This is a genomic window from Bacteroidota bacterium, assembly GCA_016706255.1.
Taxonomy (GTDB): Bacteria; Bacteroidota; Bacteroidia; order Chitinophagales; family BACL12; genus UBA7236.
In genome coordinates, this window is record JADJJZ010000015.1 from 57,852 (window position 1) to 76,928 (window position 19,077).

Annotated in this window: 18 protein-coding genes and 4 pseudogenes; 11 read left to right on the forward strand and 11 right to left on the reverse strand. The window is 36.2% G+C overall.

Going from position 1 to position 19,077, the window contains the following annotated elements; translation table 11 throughout:
• Positions 1-27 precede the first annotated feature (27 nt).
• On the reverse strand, positions 28-372 hold the full coding sequence (gene gldC, locus IPI65_15945; protein ID MBK7442960.1) for a gliding motility protein GldC: 345 nt from the start codon (positions 370-372) through the stop codon (positions 28-30).
• A 126-nt stretch (positions 373-498) separates the two neighbouring features.
• Between gldC and IPI65_15950 the strand changes: the two genes are divergently transcribed.
• The 4 genes from IPI65_15950 to lptC all read left to right on the forward strand — a co-directional run bounded on the left by IPI65_15950 (position 499) and on the right by lptC (position 3,643).
• On the forward strand, positions 499-816 hold the full coding sequence (locus IPI65_15950) for a hypothetical protein (GenBank protein MBK7442961.1): 318 nt from the start codon (positions 499-501) through the stop codon (positions 814-816).
• Between the two features lie 45 nt (positions 817-861).
• Positions 862-1,602 carry a type III pantothenate kinase gene (locus IPI65_15955; GenBank protein MBK7442962.1) on the forward strand — a complete coding sequence of 247 codons (741 nt, stop codon included), beginning with the start codon at positions 862-864 and terminating at the stop codon, positions 1,600-1,602.
• 5 nt (positions 1,603-1,607) lie between these two features.
• Entirely contained in the window at positions 1,608-3,029 is a 1,422-nt protein-coding gene (locus IPI65_15960) for a hypothetical protein (GenBank protein ID MBK7442963.1), read from the forward strand.
• Between the two features lie 68 nt (positions 3,030-3,097).
• Positions 3,098-3,643, forward strand: a complete 546-nt coding sequence (gene lptC / locus IPI65_15965) for an LPS export ABC transporter periplasmic protein LptC (GenBank protein ID MBK7442964.1) — start codon at positions 3,098-3,100, stop codon at positions 3,641-3,643.
• Between the two features lie 9 nt (positions 3,644-3,652).
• Here the strand turns inward: lptC and IPI65_15970 are convergent, their stop codons facing one another.
• Both IPI65_15970 and IPI65_15975 read right to left on the reverse strand, forming a co-directional pair.
• Positions 3,653-4,171, reverse strand: coding sequence for a gamma carbonic anhydrase family protein (locus tag IPI65_15970; protein ID MBK7442965.1), 519 nt, complete (start codon positions 4,169-4,171; stop codon positions 3,653-3,655).
• A gap of 36 nt (positions 4,172-4,207) precedes the next feature.
• A complete protein-coding gene (locus tag IPI65_15975; GenBank protein ID MBK7442966.1) occupies positions 4,208-4,996 on the reverse strand; it encodes a patatin-like phospholipase family protein in 789 nt (262 codons plus the stop codon).
• A gap of 139 nt (positions 4,997-5,135) precedes the next feature.
• Here IPI65_15975 and creD point away from each other — a divergent pair, with 139 nt between their 5' ends.
• The gene (gene creD, locus IPI65_15980) at positions 5,136-6,470 is read left to right on the forward strand and encodes a cell envelope integrity protein CreD (protein MBK7442967.1); all 1,335 of its coding nucleotides are present in this window, start codon (positions 5,136-5,138) and stop codon (positions 6,468-6,470) included.
• 69 nt (positions 6,471-6,539) lie between these two features.
• Here the strand turns inward: creD and IPI65_15985 are convergent, their stop codons facing one another.
• Positions 6,540-6,740, reverse strand: a complete 201-nt coding sequence (locus IPI65_15985; GenBank protein ID MBK7442968.1) for a hypothetical protein — start codon at positions 6,738-6,740, stop codon at positions 6,540-6,542.
• Positions 6,713-7,657 carry a DUF5005 domain-containing protein gene (locus tag IPI65_15990; protein ID MBK7442969.1) on the reverse strand — a complete coding sequence of 315 codons (945 nt, stop codon included), beginning with the start codon at positions 7,655-7,657 and terminating at the stop codon, positions 6,713-6,715. The genes IPI65_15985 and IPI65_15990 overlap by 28 nt, the downstream gene beginning before the upstream one ends.
• A gap of 89 nt (positions 7,658-7,746) precedes the next feature.
• Between IPI65_15990 and IPI65_15995 the strand changes: the two genes are divergently transcribed.
• The 5 genes and pseudogenes from IPI65_15995 (at position 7,747) to IPI65_16015 (ending at position 12,214) form a co-directional block, all read left to right on the forward strand.
• Positions 7,747-8,772, forward strand: coding sequence for a COX15/CtaA family protein (locus IPI65_15995; protein ID MBK7442970.1), 1,026 nt, complete (start codon positions 7,747-7,749; stop codon positions 8,770-8,772).
• Positions 8,773-8,852: 80 nt separating this feature from the next.
• A pseudogene (gene rfbA / locus IPI65_16000) lies at positions 8,853-9,711 on the forward strand (glucose-1-phosphate thymidylyltransferase RfbA).
• A gap of 37 nt (positions 9,712-9,748) precedes the next feature.
• Positions 9,749-10,782: pseudogene (gene galE, locus IPI65_16005) on the forward strand (UDP-glucose 4-epimerase GalE).
• Positions 10,783-10,799: 17 nt separating this feature from the next.
• Positions 10,800-11,609, forward strand: a pseudogene (locus IPI65_16010) (DUF475 domain-containing protein).
• A gap of 41 nt (positions 11,610-11,650) precedes the next feature.
• Positions 11,651-12,214: a DUF1211 domain-containing protein gene (locus tag IPI65_16015; protein MBK7442971.1), complete on the forward strand. Its 564-nt coding sequence runs from the start codon at positions 11,651-11,653 to the stop codon at positions 12,212-12,214.
• Here IPI65_16015 and IPI65_16020 read toward each other — a convergent pair whose 3' ends face one another.
• The 3 genes from IPI65_16020 to IPI65_16030 are packed head-to-tail and all read right to left on the reverse strand — an operon-like array spanning position 12,215 to position 16,060.
• Positions 12,215-13,339 carry a saccharopine dehydrogenase NADP-binding domain-containing protein gene (locus tag IPI65_16020; GenBank protein ID MBK7442972.1) on the reverse strand — a complete coding sequence of 375 codons (1,125 nt, stop codon included), beginning with the start codon at positions 13,337-13,339 and terminating at the stop codon, positions 12,215-12,217.
• Positions 13,340-13,376: 37 nt separating this feature from the next.
• Positions 13,377-14,855, reverse strand: coding sequence for an SET domain-containing protein-lysine N-methyltransferase (locus IPI65_16025; GenBank protein MBK7442973.1), 1,479 nt, complete (start codon positions 14,853-14,855; stop codon positions 13,377-13,379).
• A 17-nt stretch (positions 14,856-14,872) separates the two neighbouring features.
• Complete coding sequence (locus IPI65_16030; protein MBK7442974.1) at positions 14,873-16,060, reverse strand: ATP-grasp domain-containing protein; 1,188 nt, start codon at positions 16,058-16,060, stop codon at positions 14,873-14,875.
• Between the two features lie 281 nt (positions 16,061-16,341).
• Between IPI65_16030 and IPI65_16035 the strand changes: the two are divergent.
• Positions 16,342-17,233, forward strand: a pseudogene (locus tag IPI65_16035) (NAD-dependent epimerase/dehydratase family protein).
• A gap of 37 nt (positions 17,234-17,270) precedes the next feature.
• Here IPI65_16035 and IPI65_16040 read toward each other — a convergent pair.
• From IPI65_16040 to IPI65_16050, 3 genes are all read right to left on the reverse strand, one after another.
• Positions 17,271-17,870, reverse strand: a complete 600-nt coding sequence (locus tag IPI65_16040) for a fibronectin type III domain-containing protein (protein ID MBK7442975.1) — start codon at positions 17,868-17,870, stop codon at positions 17,271-17,273.
• 53 nt (positions 17,871-17,923) lie between these two features.
• A complete protein-coding gene (locus IPI65_16045; protein MBK7442976.1) occupies positions 17,924-18,433 on the reverse strand; it encodes a hypothetical protein in 510 nt (169 codons plus the stop codon).
• Positions 18,434-18,590: 157 nt separating this feature from the next.
• Entirely contained in the window at positions 18,591-18,995 is a 405-nt protein-coding gene (locus IPI65_16050; protein MBK7442977.1) for a hypothetical protein, read from the reverse strand.
• Positions 18,996-19,077: the final 82 nt, after the last annotated feature.

A 19,077-nucleotide genomic window follows, 5' to 3' on the forward strand; every position in this document is an offset into this window, starting at 1 on the left:
TGCTTTATTACTTAAAAGAAAAACGTTTTATTCAGCTTTTCGTTTAATCAAACCGGCTTTTTCTCCAAAACTAAAAGCGAAATCACGGATAAAATGCACCATTTCTTCATTTTGATTGGCCCTTTTATAGGTATCGCTCATGGTCATAATGGTTTCGAAAAAAAATTTATCCATTTCATCCTGCCGCATTTCTTTGGTCCAAAGGTCTATTCGTAAGGTTTCTTCCTGCTTTTCATCGTATAAGCTCAACATAAAAGCTTTACAGTGCTCCGGTTGTGTCATGCTACTGTCTGTTGCCATCCAGCTTATTTGCTCCGGCACATTGCTCTCGTCTAAGGTAATTTTCAGGTTGATTTCTGATGATTTGCCCATTGTTTTTACTTTAATTTGGCACGAAATTAGTCAATAAGCATCATCAAAGCGTATTAGGCTGTTTCCAACAAAAAAGAATTTGCCACTTACGCTAAACTGACATAACTTTAAACCAAACCACACCAAATGAAACGATTTTCAGTTTTGATTGCCACGATTTGTTTTTTTCTTGCCTCGGAAGCTAAAAGCCAGGTTGTTTACATAACAGAATGGAAAAGCGAAGCCAATAAAAAAGTGTTTGTTACCGATATGCCTTCTGAAGCCGATGTAATTGTTTACAAAAGTGAGTGGAAGAGTGATGCAGCAAGTGATAGTGGCATCTGGTTCTTTACAGAATGGAAAAGTGAAGCTGATATAATGATTTATTTTACCGAATGGCGCAGTGAAGCTGACTTGGTAATTTGTTATACTTCTGAAAAAAGCGAAGCCGGTAAGCGCAAATAGCGATTTAGTAAGGCGCAATAAGGATTTTTTCGCGAATTTTGCATTGTGAATCTCGTTTTGGATCTCGGCAACACCCTGCACAAGTATGCAGTTTATCATCAGGATGAGCTGGTGTTCCAACAAACTGAAACACAACTCCTACCTGAACATCTTGAAACCTTAACTGATACATATATTATTAAGGATGCCATTTTGAGCTCGGTTGATCATTTTGATGAAAAACTGGAGTTATGGTTAGATGAACATTTCAATTTGTTAAAGTTTACACCGAATACGCCTTTACCTATTACCAATGCTTATGCAACTCCGGCAACGTTGGGAAAGGATAGGTTAGCCGCTGCAGTGGGCGCCAATGCTGCATTTCCGGGTAAAAATGTATTAAGTATAGATGCCGGAACCTGTCTTAAATATGATTTTGTAGATGCTAATGGCGTTTATCACGGCGGGGCTATTGCTCCGGGATTGATGATGCGCTTAAAAGCCATGCACAATTTTACTGCAAGATTGCCGTTAATAGAGCCGACTGCCATTTCAACCATGCTAAAACCGGCGCTTACAGGCGATTCTACTACTAATTCCATGCTTTCGGGAGCCCTCAACGGTGCTTTGCTGGAAGTTGATGGTGTTATTGATGCTTATCGTAATAGTTATGGCGATATTTTACCACTGCTGAGTGGCGGAGATGCCGGTTTCTTTGAATTGCATCTTAAAAGCCGGATATTTGCACGCCCAAATCTGGTTTTGGAAGGTTTAAACTCTATTCTTAAATATAATATTAACAACTGATGGTTTTGCGACGAATTCCCCTGTTCATTTTATTTTTTACAGTTATTACATTATCGGCACAGGTAAATTCACCTTATTCGAGATATGGATTGGGAAATATTTTTCCAACCACTTTTGGTGCTTCAAATGGTATGGCAGGAATGTCGGCCGCATATTTTATGCCTTCGAATATTAATTATCAAAACCCGGCATCGTATGCAGATATAAATTATGCTATGTTTGATGCAGGTGCATATGGTAATGCAATAACACTGGATGATGACGGTGAAAAATTTACTTCCGGTGATGGTAATTTATCGTACCTCGCATTTGGATTTCCCCTCATGAAAAAATTGCGACATACAAAATTGGGATTGAGTTTTGGATTAATTCCTTACAGCGCATTTCAATACGATATTATAGAAGAACAACCTACTGATGACCCATTGTTGGGAACAATTCAATACAATTATGTTGGTACAGGAAAATTATATCAGTTATATGGTGGCTTAGGTTATAAATATGAAACCACTGCCGACACAATTGAATTAATTAATAAAGATTCTTTAATTACTGCAGTAAATGTTTTTAGTGTTGGAAGTAATGCTGCTAACTTATTCGGCTCATTATATAATATTACTTACGCATCGTTTCCGGATCAGGTAAATTCACAAACAACAAAACTGACACGTGAAAATTCAATTAATGGTGGTATTTATAATTTTGGAGTAGGCTATACCCGTCAGTATATCAGAAAAAATAATATCAACCGCGATAATCTCGTGTGGCGTGTTGGTGCATCAATGACACCACAAATTAATGTAAATGGAACCCAGTCGATTGTGTGGACCAATATTTTAAAAAATGGAAATTACGAATCGGTAACCGATACATTATATGCTGCGCCTGATACTACCGGAAATATCACTTTACCATCTTCGTTTCAGGGTGGAATCGGATTTAGTTTTTTCACTACACAATCAGATAAAAAGAATCAGTTTACTTTATTAGCACAGTATAGTCAAACTAATTGGAGCACATATAAAGGTTTTCAGGATGCGGGTCAGTTGGGTGACAGCTGGCGTGCAACAATTGGTGGTGAATTTTATACGAAAGTTGAAGCCAAAAATCAAGCTGCCCAGGAAGAAAAAGAACAACGCGTATATAATAATTCACCGTGGGCTATTCGCTTTGCTGTTTATACAGGAGAAAGTAATTTAATTGTAGATGGTGTTCAGTTAAGCGACCGCGGAATTTCAACAGGTCTTTCTATTCCGTTAGGAATTGGAAAAAATGCACAACCTAATTTCCGTTATTCACGATTAAATTTATTTGTTAATGCCGGTCAGCGCGGAAGTAATACCAATATTACTGAAACCTATTATAATTTTGGTATAGGTTTTACGCTGGTGGATACTGCCTGGTTCCAGGATTACAAATTAAATTAACAGGAAATACGCAACAAGCCACCTGTTGTTGGAAAGTTGTATTGATTATAATTAATCCTAAACAGTTTATGCAACTACAAAAACAATTAATGCTCGTGCTGCTTATTGGCACCTCTTTAATGAGTTGTGTGAATGATATGGATGAGGTAAATAAAACTACCAAACTCGCCGAGCCCGGTGTTGAACACGGAAAAAACATTGAATTATTCTACAGCGAAAATGGTGAAGTGCGCGTAAAGGTAACAGCACCAACGGTTACACGATATTTAGCGGCGCCACCTTACACCGAATTTAATGATGGATTAAAAGTTGATTTTTATAATGACAGTATGCGGGTTACCAGTTGGCTGACTGCAAATTATGGTGTTCGGTATGAGACTGAAGCTAAAACGATATTGCGCAATGATGTGCAGGTAGTAAATGAAAATAATGAGCACCTCAGTACAGAAGAATTAATATGGGATGAAAAAAAGCATATTATTTATTCTGATAAATTCGTAAAAATAACTACACCTGATCAGGTAATTTACGGAGAAGGAATGGAAGCAGATGAAACATTAACCCGGTACCGCATTAAAAAACCACAAGGTACCATTCAATCTGATATTGAATAAAATTTTTAATCAGGGCGTTTTAAACCAACCCGCATACATTACATAATTGTTGGCAATACGGTCGATGTTTTGTTTAAACACTTCTTCGCTTAACGGTTTTAATTTTTTTGCCGGAACACCACCGTAAATAAATCCGCTTTCTAAAACAGAATTTTCCAGCACTACACTTCCTGCTGCAATTAATACATTGGAATGTACAACGGCGTGATCCATTACAATTGCGCCCATGCCAACCAAAACATTATCGTGAATGGTACATCCATGCACTATCGCATTGTGTCCAACTGAAACATTGTTTCCAATTGTTGTAGCCGCCTGCTGATACGTACAATGAATAACAGCATTGTCCTGTATATTCACTTTATTTCCAATTATAATCGAATTAACATCTCCCCTAACAACTGCATTAAACCAAACGCTGCATTGGTCGCCCATAATTACCTCGCCTACAATTGTTGCATTTTCAGCGATATAACAATCGGCACCAAATTGTGGTGTTTTATTATTTACGGGAAGAATAAGTGGCATATTATTTTTTTAGCAAATATAAAAAATTACCTACTGTTAAGTTTGTTCGTTATGCAGTAAGGTTGCTATTTGTTCAACAACCGGCAACGCAGCTTCATATCCGGCATCATAAATGATTTTTGCTTTGTTGATATCAAATATCGTAAAATCGGCAGTAGCAGGTTCAATAATAAAATCGCATTGTTTGATACGATGTTCCATATTCATTTTTAACGACAGATTAAGCACACGGAATCCAACATCGCGCATGCCACTTAATTTTTCCATGTAGTTAATTGGATTAACATTTACTCCAACCAATATTTCACAATGCTCGCGAATGGGTTCAACGGGAAGATTATTTAATACGCCGCCATCAACATATAAATATTCACCAATTTTTTGTGGTTTAAAAACGAGGGGAATTGATTGTGAAGCAATAACATAATCGATTAATTTTCCCTGATTAATTATTTCATAGTTACCGGTATTTAAATTGGTAACCGCAACATGAAATGGAATGTTTAATAATTCGAAACTATCGTGTTCAATATTTTCGGTGAGTATTTTTTTAAAATAGGCAAGCTCCATCATGCCTTTATCGGGCAAACCCATTTTAATGATACTGTATAAGCTGCGGTGTTCAATAAGTTTAAATATATCACGCGGATTAAATCCTGCAGCATAAAGTGCACCAACCATGGCTCCTGCACTGCAACCGGAAATAATTTCAGGGAAAATACCGGCGCTTTCAAAAGCTTGTAATACGCCAATATGCGCAACTCCTCTGGCGCCTCCACCTGAAAGGCAGATACCTACTTTATGTTTTTTAGGAAGTTGCTTCATGATTATGCAAATGTACCAAATTGCAAGGCAGCAAGTCTCCCAAAATGAAGGTATCCGGCATGGTAAATAATAAAATTGTGTTAAAAATTTGTTTTTCTCGCAAAATCAAAGAACTTTGCAATACAAAGTATATAAAACTATGGAAAATCAACCATCACCCAACCCCGAACCATCCTTCAAATCGTGGATCAGCACTTCGGTAACTGTTAAGATGTTTATTATTGGCGCACTGGCTTTACTATTATTGGTTCCGGCCAATATGGTTCAGCTTATTGTTAATGAACGGGAGCAAACCGGAAGAACCGTTGAAAAGGAGGTCGCAAAAGCCTGGGCGGGTAAACAACAGGTTGCAGGGCCTGTATTAACCATACCCTATTATAAAACAATGGCAAATGGCGACAAACAATGGCATTCTAAAAACTTTTTACCGGAAACACTCAATTTATCAGGAAATCTGTTGCCGGAAAAGCTGGAACGCAGTATTTATGAAGTAACCGTTTATGATGCACAAATGCAGGTAGATGGAAATTTCGATCTCGCTTTGATTCAACAAGCAAGTTTCGACGGCACACCGGAATGGGAAAAAGCATACCTGTCGGTTGGAATTAGCGATATGAGTGGCATTCAAAATAATTTGAAAGTGAATGTTAATGATGTAACATATTCGGTAAAAGCAGGATTAAAAAGTAATATGGTTGGTGAAAGTGGGGTTACTATTCCAATAAATTTAACCACAGCAAATCTCACCGCTTTTAATTTTAATTTCGATTTACAATTACAAGGCACAGAAAATATTGAATTTTTGCCTTTAGGAAATAATACAAATGTTGCATTACAATCAACCTGGCTTACTCCCGGATTTAATGGCGCGTTTTCACCGGATGAACAATCAATTGAAGTGAATGGATTTACGGCAAATTGGCAGGTGCTAGAACTGAATCGAAATTATCCTCAGGTTTGGGACGATGAAACATATTCCACACAATTAAAAGAATCGGCATTTGGTGTTGATTTGGTGAGTACTGCTGATGACTATCAAAAAATAATGCGCACCGTTAAATATGCCATTTTAACTATTGGATTAACCTTCCTAGTATTTTTTCTGGTAGAAATTACCAACAGAAAAAAAATTCACCCTTTCCAATACACTTTAGTAGGTTTAGCGTTGTGTTTATTTTATATTTTATTATTATCCTTATCTGAACATATTGATTTTAATTTTGCCTATTTAATTTCAGCCAGTGTAATTATATTAATGATAACGTTTTATTCATTAGCTGTTTTCAAAATGAAAAAATTATCGGCATTGTTATTATTAATTTTATCTGTGCTGTATAGTTATTTATATGTAATTCTGCAAGCCAGTGATTACGCCTTGTTGCTGGGCAGTGCAGGACTTGTAATTATGTTGTCGTTAACCATGTATTTAACCAGAAATATTAACTGGTATAATACAGAATTAAAACCTGCTTAATAGTTATAAAATAAAAAAGCCGGATTGCAACTTTAAATTGTAATCCGGCTTTTATTTTTTTATTAAAATTTATAAATATTTAAAATAAATAAATTTCGGACGATAAATTCTGGCATCATCAAATAAATCGAAAAAGTTGGTGCTGTTTTCGTTATACGATAATAAAATATAACCATCACCTGCAGTAAATTGCGGATGGACAAATGCATTATATGTCCATGTTGCTCCACCTGTTTCAGGTGTTACATAAACAGTCTGGCGTTTTTCCATGGTCCGGTTGCTGCTGTTGCTTCCCAGGTATAAATATTCGGACTAAATAAATCTTCCTGTGTAACCAGTCGATATTTTTCACCGGAATAAAATACTGCAAACTGTGCTGAAGTTTCAACAGGTAAACCACTTTGTTTTTCGAGGCGACCAACATTGGTAGCCGGTTCGGTAGTAACCCATGATGTGCCATTCCAAAATTCAGGGGCTGCAGTAATATTTGTTGCCGGGTAACGGCTTACGTGTGCATATTTAGTTAAAAATGCCTGTTCAGCACCATACACATAAATATATCCGCCATCTTCCAAAATAGATGCGCCCCATAAAATATCATTGTTGGTATAAACTGTAGTTCTGGAAGTTTCTGTAATAGTTGGCAAACTAAACGTAACTAAATCGGTGCGGACATAGGCAAAATCAAAACCATCAGGTCCTGTGCGAATAAAATACATGAAAAAAACGTATAAATTTTCTCCAATCACGGTTCCATCTCCGGGCCAATACCATTCATCTGATGGATTATCGGTATCAACCAAAGCTTGAGGTGCATCTATGGTATTACCGCAAAGGGTTGTCATAGTTGGTCCTGCCTGCACCATAAATGTATTTCGAATAAGACTTGAACTTGGTCTGCTGTAATCCGCATAAACGGTATCTAAAAATGAATCGCCAAACATCCAAACAGTTCTGCCATCCGGTAAAGCCACTGAGTAAGTTGCGTCACCACCGGTCCAACCATTGCCAAAACGATTGAATAAGGTATTGAATTTATTTGCCGATTTAGTGGAAACCCCTGCCAGCGCATATTCCGGATCATCGGGATTGTCTGTTAAATCCGGAGTTATTACTTCTTTACAAGAGCTTATTATTAGTATAATAGCTAAAACAGGGATATAGGTAATTTTTAATAGCCTGAACATAGATTAATATTGTTTGTTTTAAATTGTTAAGAATAAAAATACATGATTTTACCTAATTGACCCGTACTTTTGCCTAAACTTCAATGCGTATGAAAAGTGTAAGAATTTGGTTGTGGACAGGCGTATTTATGGTTTTGATACAGGTGATGCTGGGTGGTATTACCCGGCTGACAGAGTCAGGTTTGTCTATTACTGAATGGGATGTAGTAATGGGCAGTTTTCCGCCAACAAATGATGCTGCTTGGCAAAAAGAATTTGATCAGTATCAGTCATCTGCACAATTCGAAAAAATAAATAACGATTTTACGGTTGAGCAGTTTAAAAGTATTTTTTGGTGGGAATTTATTCATCGTTTATGGGCTCGGTTAATCGGCTTTGTTTTTTTATTTCCTTTTATATTTTTCGTTATTAAAAAACAATTTAATGGCAGTTGGATTCGCAAATTACTGGTTATTTTTTTATTGGGCGGATTGCAGGGATTTGTAGGCTGGGTAATGGTTGCGAGCGGTTTGGATGGGGACCCGTGGGTAGATCCGAGTAAACTTACCATACATTTAATGCTTGCTTTAATTGTATATATGTATCTGATTTGGCTTGCATTATCGTATCGTAAAAAAGCTATTATTACCGAACATCCTACAGCCCATAAAAATATTAAATGGGTATTAGCATTTATTTTAATTCAAATTGCTTTGGGTGGATTAATGGCAGGAACAGATGCCGGAAGATTGTATAATACCTACCCGCTTATGAATGGACAATTTATGCCTGATGGTACCTTTCATAATGTTTTTGGGGCAGATAAATTAGTTGCACTTACAACGGAAATAAATTTTTTGCATCGCACCTTTGCCCTAGTGGTGGCTATTTCAATATTATTGTTTTGGAAACAACAACGCAAATTCAGTTCACCAACTGTTCACCGGCTAAATAATTTATTATTAGGCGGATTGGTTTTACAATTTTTACTGGGTGTATTCACTTTACTCGGTTCAAGCGTTCATATTCCGGTGTTTTTAGGCGTGGCACATCAGTTAACAGCTTGTTTACTGTTGGGCGTTGCTGTGGCTATTCTATTTTATTCCAAAGCCAGAGCGGGATACAGCCCGAATTAATTACAGAATAATAACCTGAGCGTTCACTTCATGCGGCTATAAAAATCCGAACACCTATCTTTGCCTTAAAACATTCAACTGTGAAAGGAATTATTCTTGCAGGAGGATCAGGAACACGACTGCATCCCATTACCCTGGCTATCAGTAAACAATTGATGCCGATTTATGATAAACCCATGATTTATTACCCGCTGTCTACCCTTATGATGGCCGGAATTAAGGATATCTTGATTATTTCAACCCCTTACGACCTGCCGGGTTTCCAGCGTTTATTGGGCGATGGCTCGCGTATTGGCTGTAATTTTTCCTATAAGGAGCAACCTTCTCCGGACGGTTTGGCACAGGCTTTTACTTTGGGGGCTGATTTTATTGGCAATGACAAAGCGGCGCTGGTGCTTGGGGATAATATTTTCACGGCGTGGGTATGGAGAATTACTTACAGCTAACAACAACCCTGATGGCGGAATTATTTATGCTTACCATGTAAGTGACCCTGAGCGTTATGGGGTGGTAGATTTTGATGAGGCTGGAAATGTTTTAAGTATTGAAGAAAAGCCACAACAACCTAAATCGAATTATGCCGTTCCGGGATTATATTTTTATGATAATGATGTAGTTGATATTGCGAAAAATTTAAAACCTAGTCCCCTGGCAGAATATGAAATTACTGATGTAAACAAAGAATATTTAAATCGCGGTAAATTAAAAGTAAGTGTTTTGCCAAGAGGTACAGCATGGTTTGATACCGGTACTTTCGATTCATTGATGGCAGCCAGCACTTTTATTCAATTAATAGAACAACGTCAGGGATTAAATATCGGATGTATTGAAGAAATTGCATTCCGTAAAAAATTCATTCAGGCAGAACAACTTGAAAAAATTGCACAGCCATTAATGAAAAGCGGATATGGTCAATATTTAATGCGCTTAATAAAATAAATTTTTGTTTGAATTAACAATATAAATTATATATCAATTGTCATCACAAAAAACAATACTCTTAACCGGCGGCTGCGGATACATTGGCTCACATACAGCAATTGATCTGCTTCAGAAGGGATACAACGTGATATCAATAGATAATTTATCCCGTTCAAAACAATTTGTTCCCGAGCGAATTAAAAGTATAACCGAAAAGATTTTATCAATTACCGTGTAGACTTACGCGATTTACCTAAAATAAGAACCTTAATTCATAACCATCCGAATATAGATGGCATTATACATTTTGCTGCGTTTAAATCGGTGGGCGAATCGATGTTAAAACCATTGATTTATTTTGATAATAATGTAAATTCAACCATAAATATTTTACGTATTGCTGAGGAATATAATATACCAAATTTTGTATTTTCTTCATCCTGCAGTGTATATGGTAACACTACTGAATTACCGGTAAGTGAATTTACGCCATTATCATCACCTGAATCGCCATACGGATGGTCGAAATTAGTTTCGGAACAAATGATTGCGGCGCATGCAAAAACATCTGAGATAAAATTTATTGCTTTACGCTACTTCAACCCGGTTGGTGCACATGACAGTGGTAAAATCGGAGAAATTCCATTTGCTGAACCTGAAAATCTGGTTCCCAATATTACACAAACTGCTATTGGCAAAAAAGAACAGTTTATTGTAAACGGAAGTGATTACAATACCCAAGATGGCAGTTGTGTACGTGATTATGTGCATGTAATGGATATTGCTGAAGCGCATACGCTGGCTTTACAATTTCAAATGGAAGGCAAACAACATAAACCATTTGAAGTATTTAATTTAGGCAGCGGCAATGGCGTTAGCGTACTGGAATTAATTCATTCATTTGAAAAAATGAGTCAGTCAAAACTCAACTACGTTTTAGGCCCACGTCGCGATGGTGATGTAATTTCCATATACGCAGATAATAAAAAAGCGATAGAAACACTACAGTGGAATGCCAAGCGCAACCTTGATGCAATGATGTTATCTGCATGGAATTGGGAGCAACAGTTGCAAAATGAGCAATTGTGATATATTTTTAGATTATGATGAGCGGATTGTTACTTTTTGATTTTGTGGAATTTTTTGGCCATACACCTACGGAGGCCGGAATAATTGTTTTTAATCTTATTTTGATTGAAAGCATGTTAAGTGTTGATAATGCATTGGTTATGGGAACCATGGTAATGGATTTGCCTAAAAATCAGCGTGGTAAAGCATTACGATATGGTATTTTCGGAGCTTATTTTTTCCGAGGTATCGCCCTTTTACTTGCTGCCTGGTTAATGAAAATAGTTTGGTTAAAAGCGGTGGGGGGAATTTATTTATTATATCTGGCATTCGATTTTTTCAGAAGTAAATCTACTGTTTCAACTGAGGATGATACTTTAAATAAACAAACAAACTGGTTTTATAAAATACCGTTGGTCGCATTGGAAATTTTTGGAGCACTGTGATATTGGTAAATATCATGGATCTAGCATTTTCTATTGATAATGTGTTTGCTGCTGTTGCATATACTGATAATATTTACCTTGTTTGTTTAGGTGTTTTTATTGGAATATTAGCTATCCGGTTTGTGGCGCAGGGCGTAATAAAACTTTTAGAAAAATTTACATTTTTAAATACTTCCGCTTTTTTAATTATTGCGTTATTAGGCGTAAAACTGGTATTGTCGTTTGCCTGTCACGAAATTGGCAGAGATACTGCTTTATGTAAATTTATGGAAAGTGAAAAAAACAGATTTATATTTTTCAATAATGACAGTAGCAATTTTTATTGTTCCCGTTTTAACCAGTTGGTTATTTAATTTCCCAAAAAGAACAATAAGTTCAGAATCTAAGCAAACAGAAAATTAATCAGGCATACACAAAATTTCATTTTTCATGACAAAAACAGATTGGTAGCATTCAGCGATGGTGTTATTGCAATTATTATCACCATTATGGTATTGGAATTAAAAATTCCGCATGACGCAAGCTGGCATGCATTAAGTGAATTAATACCTATAGCACTAAGTTATGTAATGAGTTTTATTAATATTGGCATTTACTGGGGTAATCATCACCATTTATTACATACTGCTAAACGTGTAAACAGTGGAATCATCTGGTCGAATTTAAATTTATTATTCTGGTTATCATTAATGCCATTTGCAACTGCGTGGATGGGCGAAAATGATTTTGCACCTAATACCGTTGCTGTTTATAGTGCGGTATTATTGCTTTGCGGGGCGAGTTATTATATTTTGCAAAAATGTATTATGGCTGATTACAAAGAGTCTTCACCATTAATTGATGCTTTGCAAAAACAAACATTAAAAGCGAATATTTCTACACTTAGTTATGCTATAGCAATTCCATTATCATATGTGCACACTGCAATAAGTGGTGCTTTAATTGTAATGGTAGCTTTGCTTTGGCTGATACCGGATAAAAATATTGAACGCGCTATTAAAGATTAATCAGGATACGGTTAGCTTGTACTGAATATTGCGCGCTGCTAAATACGCCATCATATCTTTAAAATTATTTTCATCTTCACCAACAAACTCAGGTGTGCTTACACCTTTACGTGTGAATTTATTATCGAGAATTAATCGTGCTGCACCTGTGCAGGTATAACCTGTTGTGCGTGCCATTGATGAAGTTTTAGTGTTCACATCATAACGGTCGAGGAGGTCGTAAGTATATGTTTTGTTTACACCATTTTCTTTACCGGAAACGATAACACGCATTACGGTAAATTCATTTTCTTCATCACCTAATTTCCATTTTGGAAATAATAATTTTGCAGTAACATCTAAAGGACGAATTAAAGTGCCTTTTACCATAATTTCCTCCTTACTAAAAAATCCGGTTTCGCGCATCACACGCATTAATTCAATATGACCCGGATAACGTAAAGTGCGTTCAATCATATTTGGAATATGCGGCATAGTTTTGATTAATGAACGTAAACCATCAGAATTAAAAGCTTCCAAAGTTCCTATTTCATTAAAGTCCATTAATTCCGGTTCGCTTAATGCAGGTTTAATCACAATTTTATTTTCCTTAACAAAACGAGCGGGTCTTGTATATTCTTCTAACACATCAATAGGTGAAAATGGAGCTTTATATTCATAAGGCCAGATACGCGCAGCAGGTAAACCACCAACGAGACAAATGAAATCAGAAACTTCCATACGTTTGTTGTGGTAGCCTAAAATAATATTGTCCATGCCCGGTGCAACACCAATATCCATTACAGCAGTTACATTATTTTTTTTCGCTAGTTCGTCTAACACAAAAGGATCCTCATCAAAAAATGAAATATCGCTGGTATTTTTACCTGATTCAATTACTGTTTTAAATGTTTCGAATCCCATAAATCCCGGAACGGCGCCAATAACAAGGTCTTTATCGGCAATTAATGATTTAATTTTTTCTTTATCACTTAAATCTGCCTGAATGGTTTCAATACCATAAGGTTTTAAACGGTTTAAATTTTCATCACTGATATCTGCAGAGGTAACGGCAAAATCTTTACTTAAATCAATAGCCATGGCACGACCAACCATACCTGCACCGAGAACGATAATTTTTTTCATAAGTATAAATTAATTCCGCAAAAATAATCAACAAAAATTAACCTCTTCTTTTAGCGGCAATATTTGTTATAGAATTACCGGGAGTGCCTTTAATTAAACCGCGACAGGAAGGATGACCACAGCGGCACTGAAAAGGTTCCATGTTTTCGTCAAGAAAAGTTGTGTAATCGAGCGTAAGTTCTTCGCCAATTTGAATATCGCGCAAGGCATTTACATTTAATCCGTCGTAAGCTGTATTAGGTACGCAGCTGTGGTTTTGCGGCGCCCAGCCATTTGGGTCGTTATCCCACAATAAAAACACTTCGTTGCTGATGGGGTAGGCATAACGGCGAAAAACTTCCTTTGCTTCTTCCGACCAGTGTTTTTCAACATACTGTTTTGTTACAATACGCTGAGCTGATTCTTCTCCGGGAAAAATAATTTCATCTTTATAAATAACTCTTGTAGCAAAAATGCCATAACCCGCTTTTGAATTTCCCTGTAATTGAAATGCTTTATGTGTGCGACGGAAGCGTACAATTCCTTCTTTAATTATGAGTTGTAAAAATCCTTTTTGCCCTAATCCATCTTCGCGCAAAACATAATCTGCAGAACCTTCATAACCATCTTTATAAAAAACGGAACAGGTAAAATTAATTTCGAGAAAAAATAATTCACCTTTATCGTTCATTCTAAAATCGAGGCGTGCATATCCAACACCATTAAATCCTTCAAAAATTTGCCGTGTTGCAGTATGCAGTTTTTGTATCAGTGCAACATCGTTTACAGGAATATTTGCAGTAGGATGTAATTCAGAAGTTTTTAACGAATATGTTTTAAAAGAAAAATTTTCCGGAAAAATATATTCTATTGGTTTAAATAAATATGGATTTGACCGGTCGTAAGGATTAGCCGCAATCATTACGGTAAATTCTCTTCCTGAAATATATTCTTCAACAAGTAAAGGTCCGTATTCTTCAATTATATTATTTACTTTATTGTGGAGCGATAACGTATCTTTTACCAGCGATTGATCATCTACCCCTAAACTATCGCCTGCTTTTGCCGGTTTAACGAACAATGGATAACTTAAATGTGCTGTTACGACATCCAGATTTTCATTTCCCGAGATCAGCGCAAATGGCGGGGTTTTAACACCCACGGTAAATGCAACATATTTCATGAGGTCTTTAGTGGGGTCGTATAATAATGAAGTTGGTCCTGTGAAAGGTAAACCCAATAATTCCATATAATAAATTACATCTACTGACGGAATTGTCCAGTCGAGATAACCTTCACATAAATTGACGAAAATATCGAAGCCCTGTTTTTTTAATTCGCGTAATTGTTTGTAGGTAGTTAATTTATTTAAAAAAACGTGAACGAATTCTGCTTCAGGTAATAATGCTGATAAATCACGCGGAGGATCATAATATTGATAGTCAACATCAGAGGTTGAATAATCAGGCTGGAGCACGCATATTTTCAGGCCTTTTCCATTTTCCGGTATTATTATATTATCAGCATTAATTTGCAACGTATCGTATTTATTAATTAATAAGCTTTAACTAAAGCGGGCACTTTTCGTTTTCTGTTTTTTTTCATCCATCTCAATGTGGCATCATTAATTATTTCAACAACCATTTGTGCAAACGATTTATTGCTATAACGTAAAATTGCTCCAATAGAAGTATAATTTTCATCTTCACTTAAACCACATTGCGCATTTACTTCCAATACTGCTATTCTACCTGTAAATTTATCCATACGTAAATCAACGCGGGTATAACCTTTACCGCCATTGGACACATAAGCATCCCAACTAATTTTTTTTATTTTCCGGATTAAATTTTGTGGTGCAGCAGCGTATTGATAAAAATTTCCGTTATCGGGCATCGGTGTTTCATCTTCATAAATTTCCCATAAGCGGTCGAAGGATAAAAATTTTTCATTATCCGGTAAGGCTTCATGAAAAATACGTTCAACCGGTTCATACACCTGCATATTTTTTTGTTGGTCAGATGAACCTACCAGCATTGCTGTAAATTCCGGACCATTAATGAACTCTTCCACCACAATTCCACCGCTTGATAATTGCCAGCCGCGATATCCATTAAACATTTTATGAATTTGTTCTTTTAACTCAGCTTCATTGTTGACCACATTTTTAATACAAACACCCATGCTGCCACCTGAAACGGCAGGTTTAACAATAAGTGGTGCACCTAAACGTTCGAAAATTCCTGAAATATCCTGGTCAGGAGTTAAGATGGCTTCCCATTTTGCGGTTGGGACGCCGGCTAAATCGAAAGCTTCCTTCATGGTGATTTTGGAAGTGGTGATATTATAGAAATACGCATCTGCGCCGGTATAAATCAGTCCTTTTGCTTCCAGTAAGTTAACAACTGATACACCTGGTGTTCCGTTAACTTCATCGCCATCGCAAATATTAAATACAATAGGAAAGTTTACGCCGGTATTGCGTTCAATTACAATTTGGTCGATTACCTGCTTATACGATTGCATTGTAACCGGTTGCCAAACCCAGTTAACTCCAAGTTGCTCGAATGTTTTAGTGTATTCTGCAATACTTTGAGAAAAATCGTAATAATAATCCAGGTTGGGATCATTTGTTTCAAGATGTGGTGCCAGTACCCATACTTTAAGATGAGTTAGCGGGATGGACTCGTTAAGTTTAAAGGGAGTTTCTGAATGCGAGCCGTGTTCAGTGGTTAATTGCATGCGGTCGGGATGCTATGTTTTAGTTAATGTATTGTAAAAATAGTAATAAGCTGCACATGTGCAAGTGATAAGATGTGCAAATGTGTTAGGCAATACCTGAAGAGGGTTCAGATGATATAAAAACGGAACCATTCGGGGGTGAAAAAAGTCGGCTCACACCTTATTGTAACATTTACAATAAGTTAACACTAACAGCTCGTTATAGCACACAATATTTAGGTTACCTTTACGTCTTTAATAAAAAATCACATTATGCAAACCATTTTAGGAGCCGTGGAACTATCGGTAAAGATTTAGCAAAGGAGCTAATAAATTATACATCTGAAATACGATTGGTAAGTAGAAATCCTAAAAAGTAAATGATACGGATATTCTGCATCCGCAGATTTAAGTGATGCAAAACAAATTGAAGGCGCAATTGCAGGAAGTGAAGTAGTTTATGTAGTAGTTGGTTTTGAATACACATTAAAAGTATGGCAAACACAATGGCCCACATTAATGCGAAATGTAATTGATTCATGTGCAAAACATAATTGTAAACTAGTATTTTTTGATAACGTTTATAGTTATGATAAAGGTGAAATACCACACATGACAGAAAATTCAAAATTAAATCCACCGAGTAAAAAAGGTGCTGTGCGGAAGCAATTAGTGGATATGATTTGGGATGCAGTAAATCAAAATAAAATACAAGCAATTATTGCAAGAGCAGCAGATTTTTATGGCCCTGGTAATGATAAAAGTATGTTGATTTCTACTGTTGCAAATAATTTTAAGAAAGGTAAAACTGCAAATTATTTTGGTGGTACACAATACATCCACACTTACACCTTTACACCAGATGCAGCAAAGGCTACAGCCATTTTGGGCAATACTGCAGATGCTTATAATCAAACATGGCATGTACCAACAACAAATGAAAAAATTACCGGAAAGCAATGGATTGAATTATTTGCAAAAGAGATGCATGTAAAGCCAAAAGCAATGTTGATTCCCGTATGGATGATGAAAATAATAGGCTTGTTTGTTCCGGTTTTAAAAGAATTTCCGGAGATGATGTATCAATATAAACAGGATTACTATTTCGACAGCAGCAAATTTGAAAAACGATTTGGCATTAAAGCAACATCGCCGGAAGAGGGTGTAAGATTAACGGTGGAAAATTTGAAATAAATGCAGGACCTTCCATTTATTTTGATGTAAGTTTAATTTAGTTGTTTATTGCAATGGTTTTGTTAATTGAAACAGATTCATTTGCCAAGTTAACAATGTAAATACCTGTTGGCAGATCAAGTTGTAAAATATTTTCTGAGCCTTGTATCATATTTACATATACAAGTTCACCGGTAATGGTAAAAACTTTTAAATTGTATTCCTTGTTGATATTTTCGTCGATTTGAATATTCAGATTATTTCCATACGAAAAAATTTCAATCGTTTCTTCGTTATTTTCAAGTTCATTTTCTAGTTTACAGCTATTTGTTGAAAATGTTTGTATTGGGCAATAGGTAGAAGTGCTTCCATCAGTACAAATGCTTCTTATTCTCCATTCATAATTTGTACTACAAGTTAACCCCACAACTTTCCGAAATGTTTTTTCACCTGCAATAGTTTTGGTCGTCCACATTTCAGTGCCGGATTTTCGATATTGTAATTCAAAATAATCGGAAGGCGTTGTAAACCACCTTAATTTAGCGGTGGTTCCGGTTATTGCTACTTCGCCATTTGGCAATGGGGGATTACAATCAGGGATATCGCCAATAACAATTGGTTCATTAGCAATTTCAGAATAACCATAGGAATCTATCAAAATATATGCACCATTTGATTTTAGTCTAACCCACCCGTAATGTGGTTCACCGCTTATTTTAGCTCAAATCCAACATAATGAAAGCTATAATCATTCCATGGGCCGTGCCACGAAGCAATGGAACTACCATCGTTGACATAAAGGCTGCCAAATGGAAGCATCATATTTGTTAAACTATCTGAGCCATCTAATGTGTCACCTACATTTAATTGTTCAGCAAATTGTTGATTGATAATATTCCATCCATAAAAAGACTCCCATGAAGAACTAATAAATACAACTTTGTTATCTCCTAATCCATCAACATCTGCTTCTATACCACCTATACAATAATAACAGGGGTCCCAGGTTGTATCTTTAAATAATAGATCATTTGTCCCATCTAAATTAACATCTAAATAATAAGTTACAGTTTCATCACATTCAAAACAATAAGCATCAATCATTTGATCGGGTACAATATCGAAATAAATTGTTTGGCCATCAACTTTATTTGCCCCTAATAAATATGTTCCAGCCATAGCGGAATAGGCTAAAAGTTGAAGATTAGATTTTCGTTGCATACTCAAAAGTACATCTAATCAAAATAAATAAAACCTGTATTTAGTGGAATGACAAAATTACAGTGTGAAATGCCTTTATTACTTAGTAAGGTGAGTTTTATGTTCAGAAATAGGCGTCAAATACTGGGTAATCGGAAAAAAGTCAAACAACTTTTAATCACTCAATATCCGTATTCAATTTATATCGGCACACGCGATGATTGCCCTGGTCAACCACATAAATCGTTTCGCGTAAATAGGCAACGCCGGATGGATTAATAAAATTAAATGGTCCGCTGCCTTCACCACCAAAAGACGCAATTATTTGTTTGGTAGTTGAAGAACCGGCAGGAGGATTTACACCTTCGTATCCTTTTCGGGTAAATTGATATAAAGAGTCTGTGCCAGCGTCTACAACAAAAATATATCCTGTAAAATCAGGAGCAATATAAACATCAGTAGGATTGATAAAACGATTTGGTTCGTATAAAAAGCGATCTGCTTTTGTATAATCAAATACAGTTAGTGCTGCATTTTCGCCATATGTAATTCCACTTTCCGGTCGCTGAATTGTGCAATCCACAAACATTTATATTGTGCTGACGGATTGGTTAGTGTTATTAAAAATTCGGGTGAGGATGAAATTCCGGATAAACTTTGAGGTG

Coding starts and splice junctions, on each gene's coding strand:
- IPI65_16020 (MBK7442972.1), bottom strand. CDS start 13,339: ATGAAAAAAATTATCGTTCTCGGTGCAGGTATGGTTGGTCGTGCCATG.
- IPI65_15975 (MBK7442966.1), bottom strand. CDS start 4,996: ATGAAGCAACTTCCTAAAAAACATAAAGTAGGTATCTGCCTTTCAGGT.
- IPI65_15970 (MBK7442965.1), bottom strand. CDS start 4,171: ATGCCACTTATTCTTCCCGTAAATAATAAAACACCACAATTTGGTGCC.
- IPI65_15985 (MBK7442968.1), bottom strand. CDS start 6,740: ATGGAAAAACGCCAGACTGTTTATGTAACACCTGAAACAGGTGGAGCA.
- IPI65_15990 (MBK7442969.1), bottom strand. CDS start 7,657: ATGTTCAGGCTATTAAAAATTACCTATATCCCTGTTTTAGCTATTATA.
- IPI65_16045 (MBK7442976.1), bottom strand. CDS start 18,433: ATGCAACGAAAATCTAATCTTCAACTTTTAGCCTATTCCGCTATGGCT.
- IPI65_15995 (MBK7442970.1), top strand. CDS start 7,747: ATGAAAAGTGTAAGAATTTGGTTGTGGACAGGCGTATTTATGGTTTTG.
- creD (MBK7442967.1), top strand. CDS start 5,136: ATGGAAAATCAACCATCACCCAACCCCGAACCATCCTTCAAATCGTGG.
- lptC (MBK7442964.1), top strand. CDS start 3,098: ATGCAACTACAAAAACAATTAATGCTCGTGCTGCTTATTGGCACCTCT.
- gldC (MBK7442960.1), bottom strand. CDS start 372: ATGGGCAAATCATCAGAAATCAACCTGAAAATTACCTTAGACGAGAGC.
- IPI65_15950 (MBK7442961.1), top strand. CDS start 499: ATGAAACGATTTTCAGTTTTGATTGCCACGATTTGTTTTTTTCTTGCC.
- IPI65_16030 (MBK7442974.1), bottom strand. CDS start 16,060: ATGCAATTAACCACTGAACACGGCTCGCATTCAGAAACTCCCTTTAAA.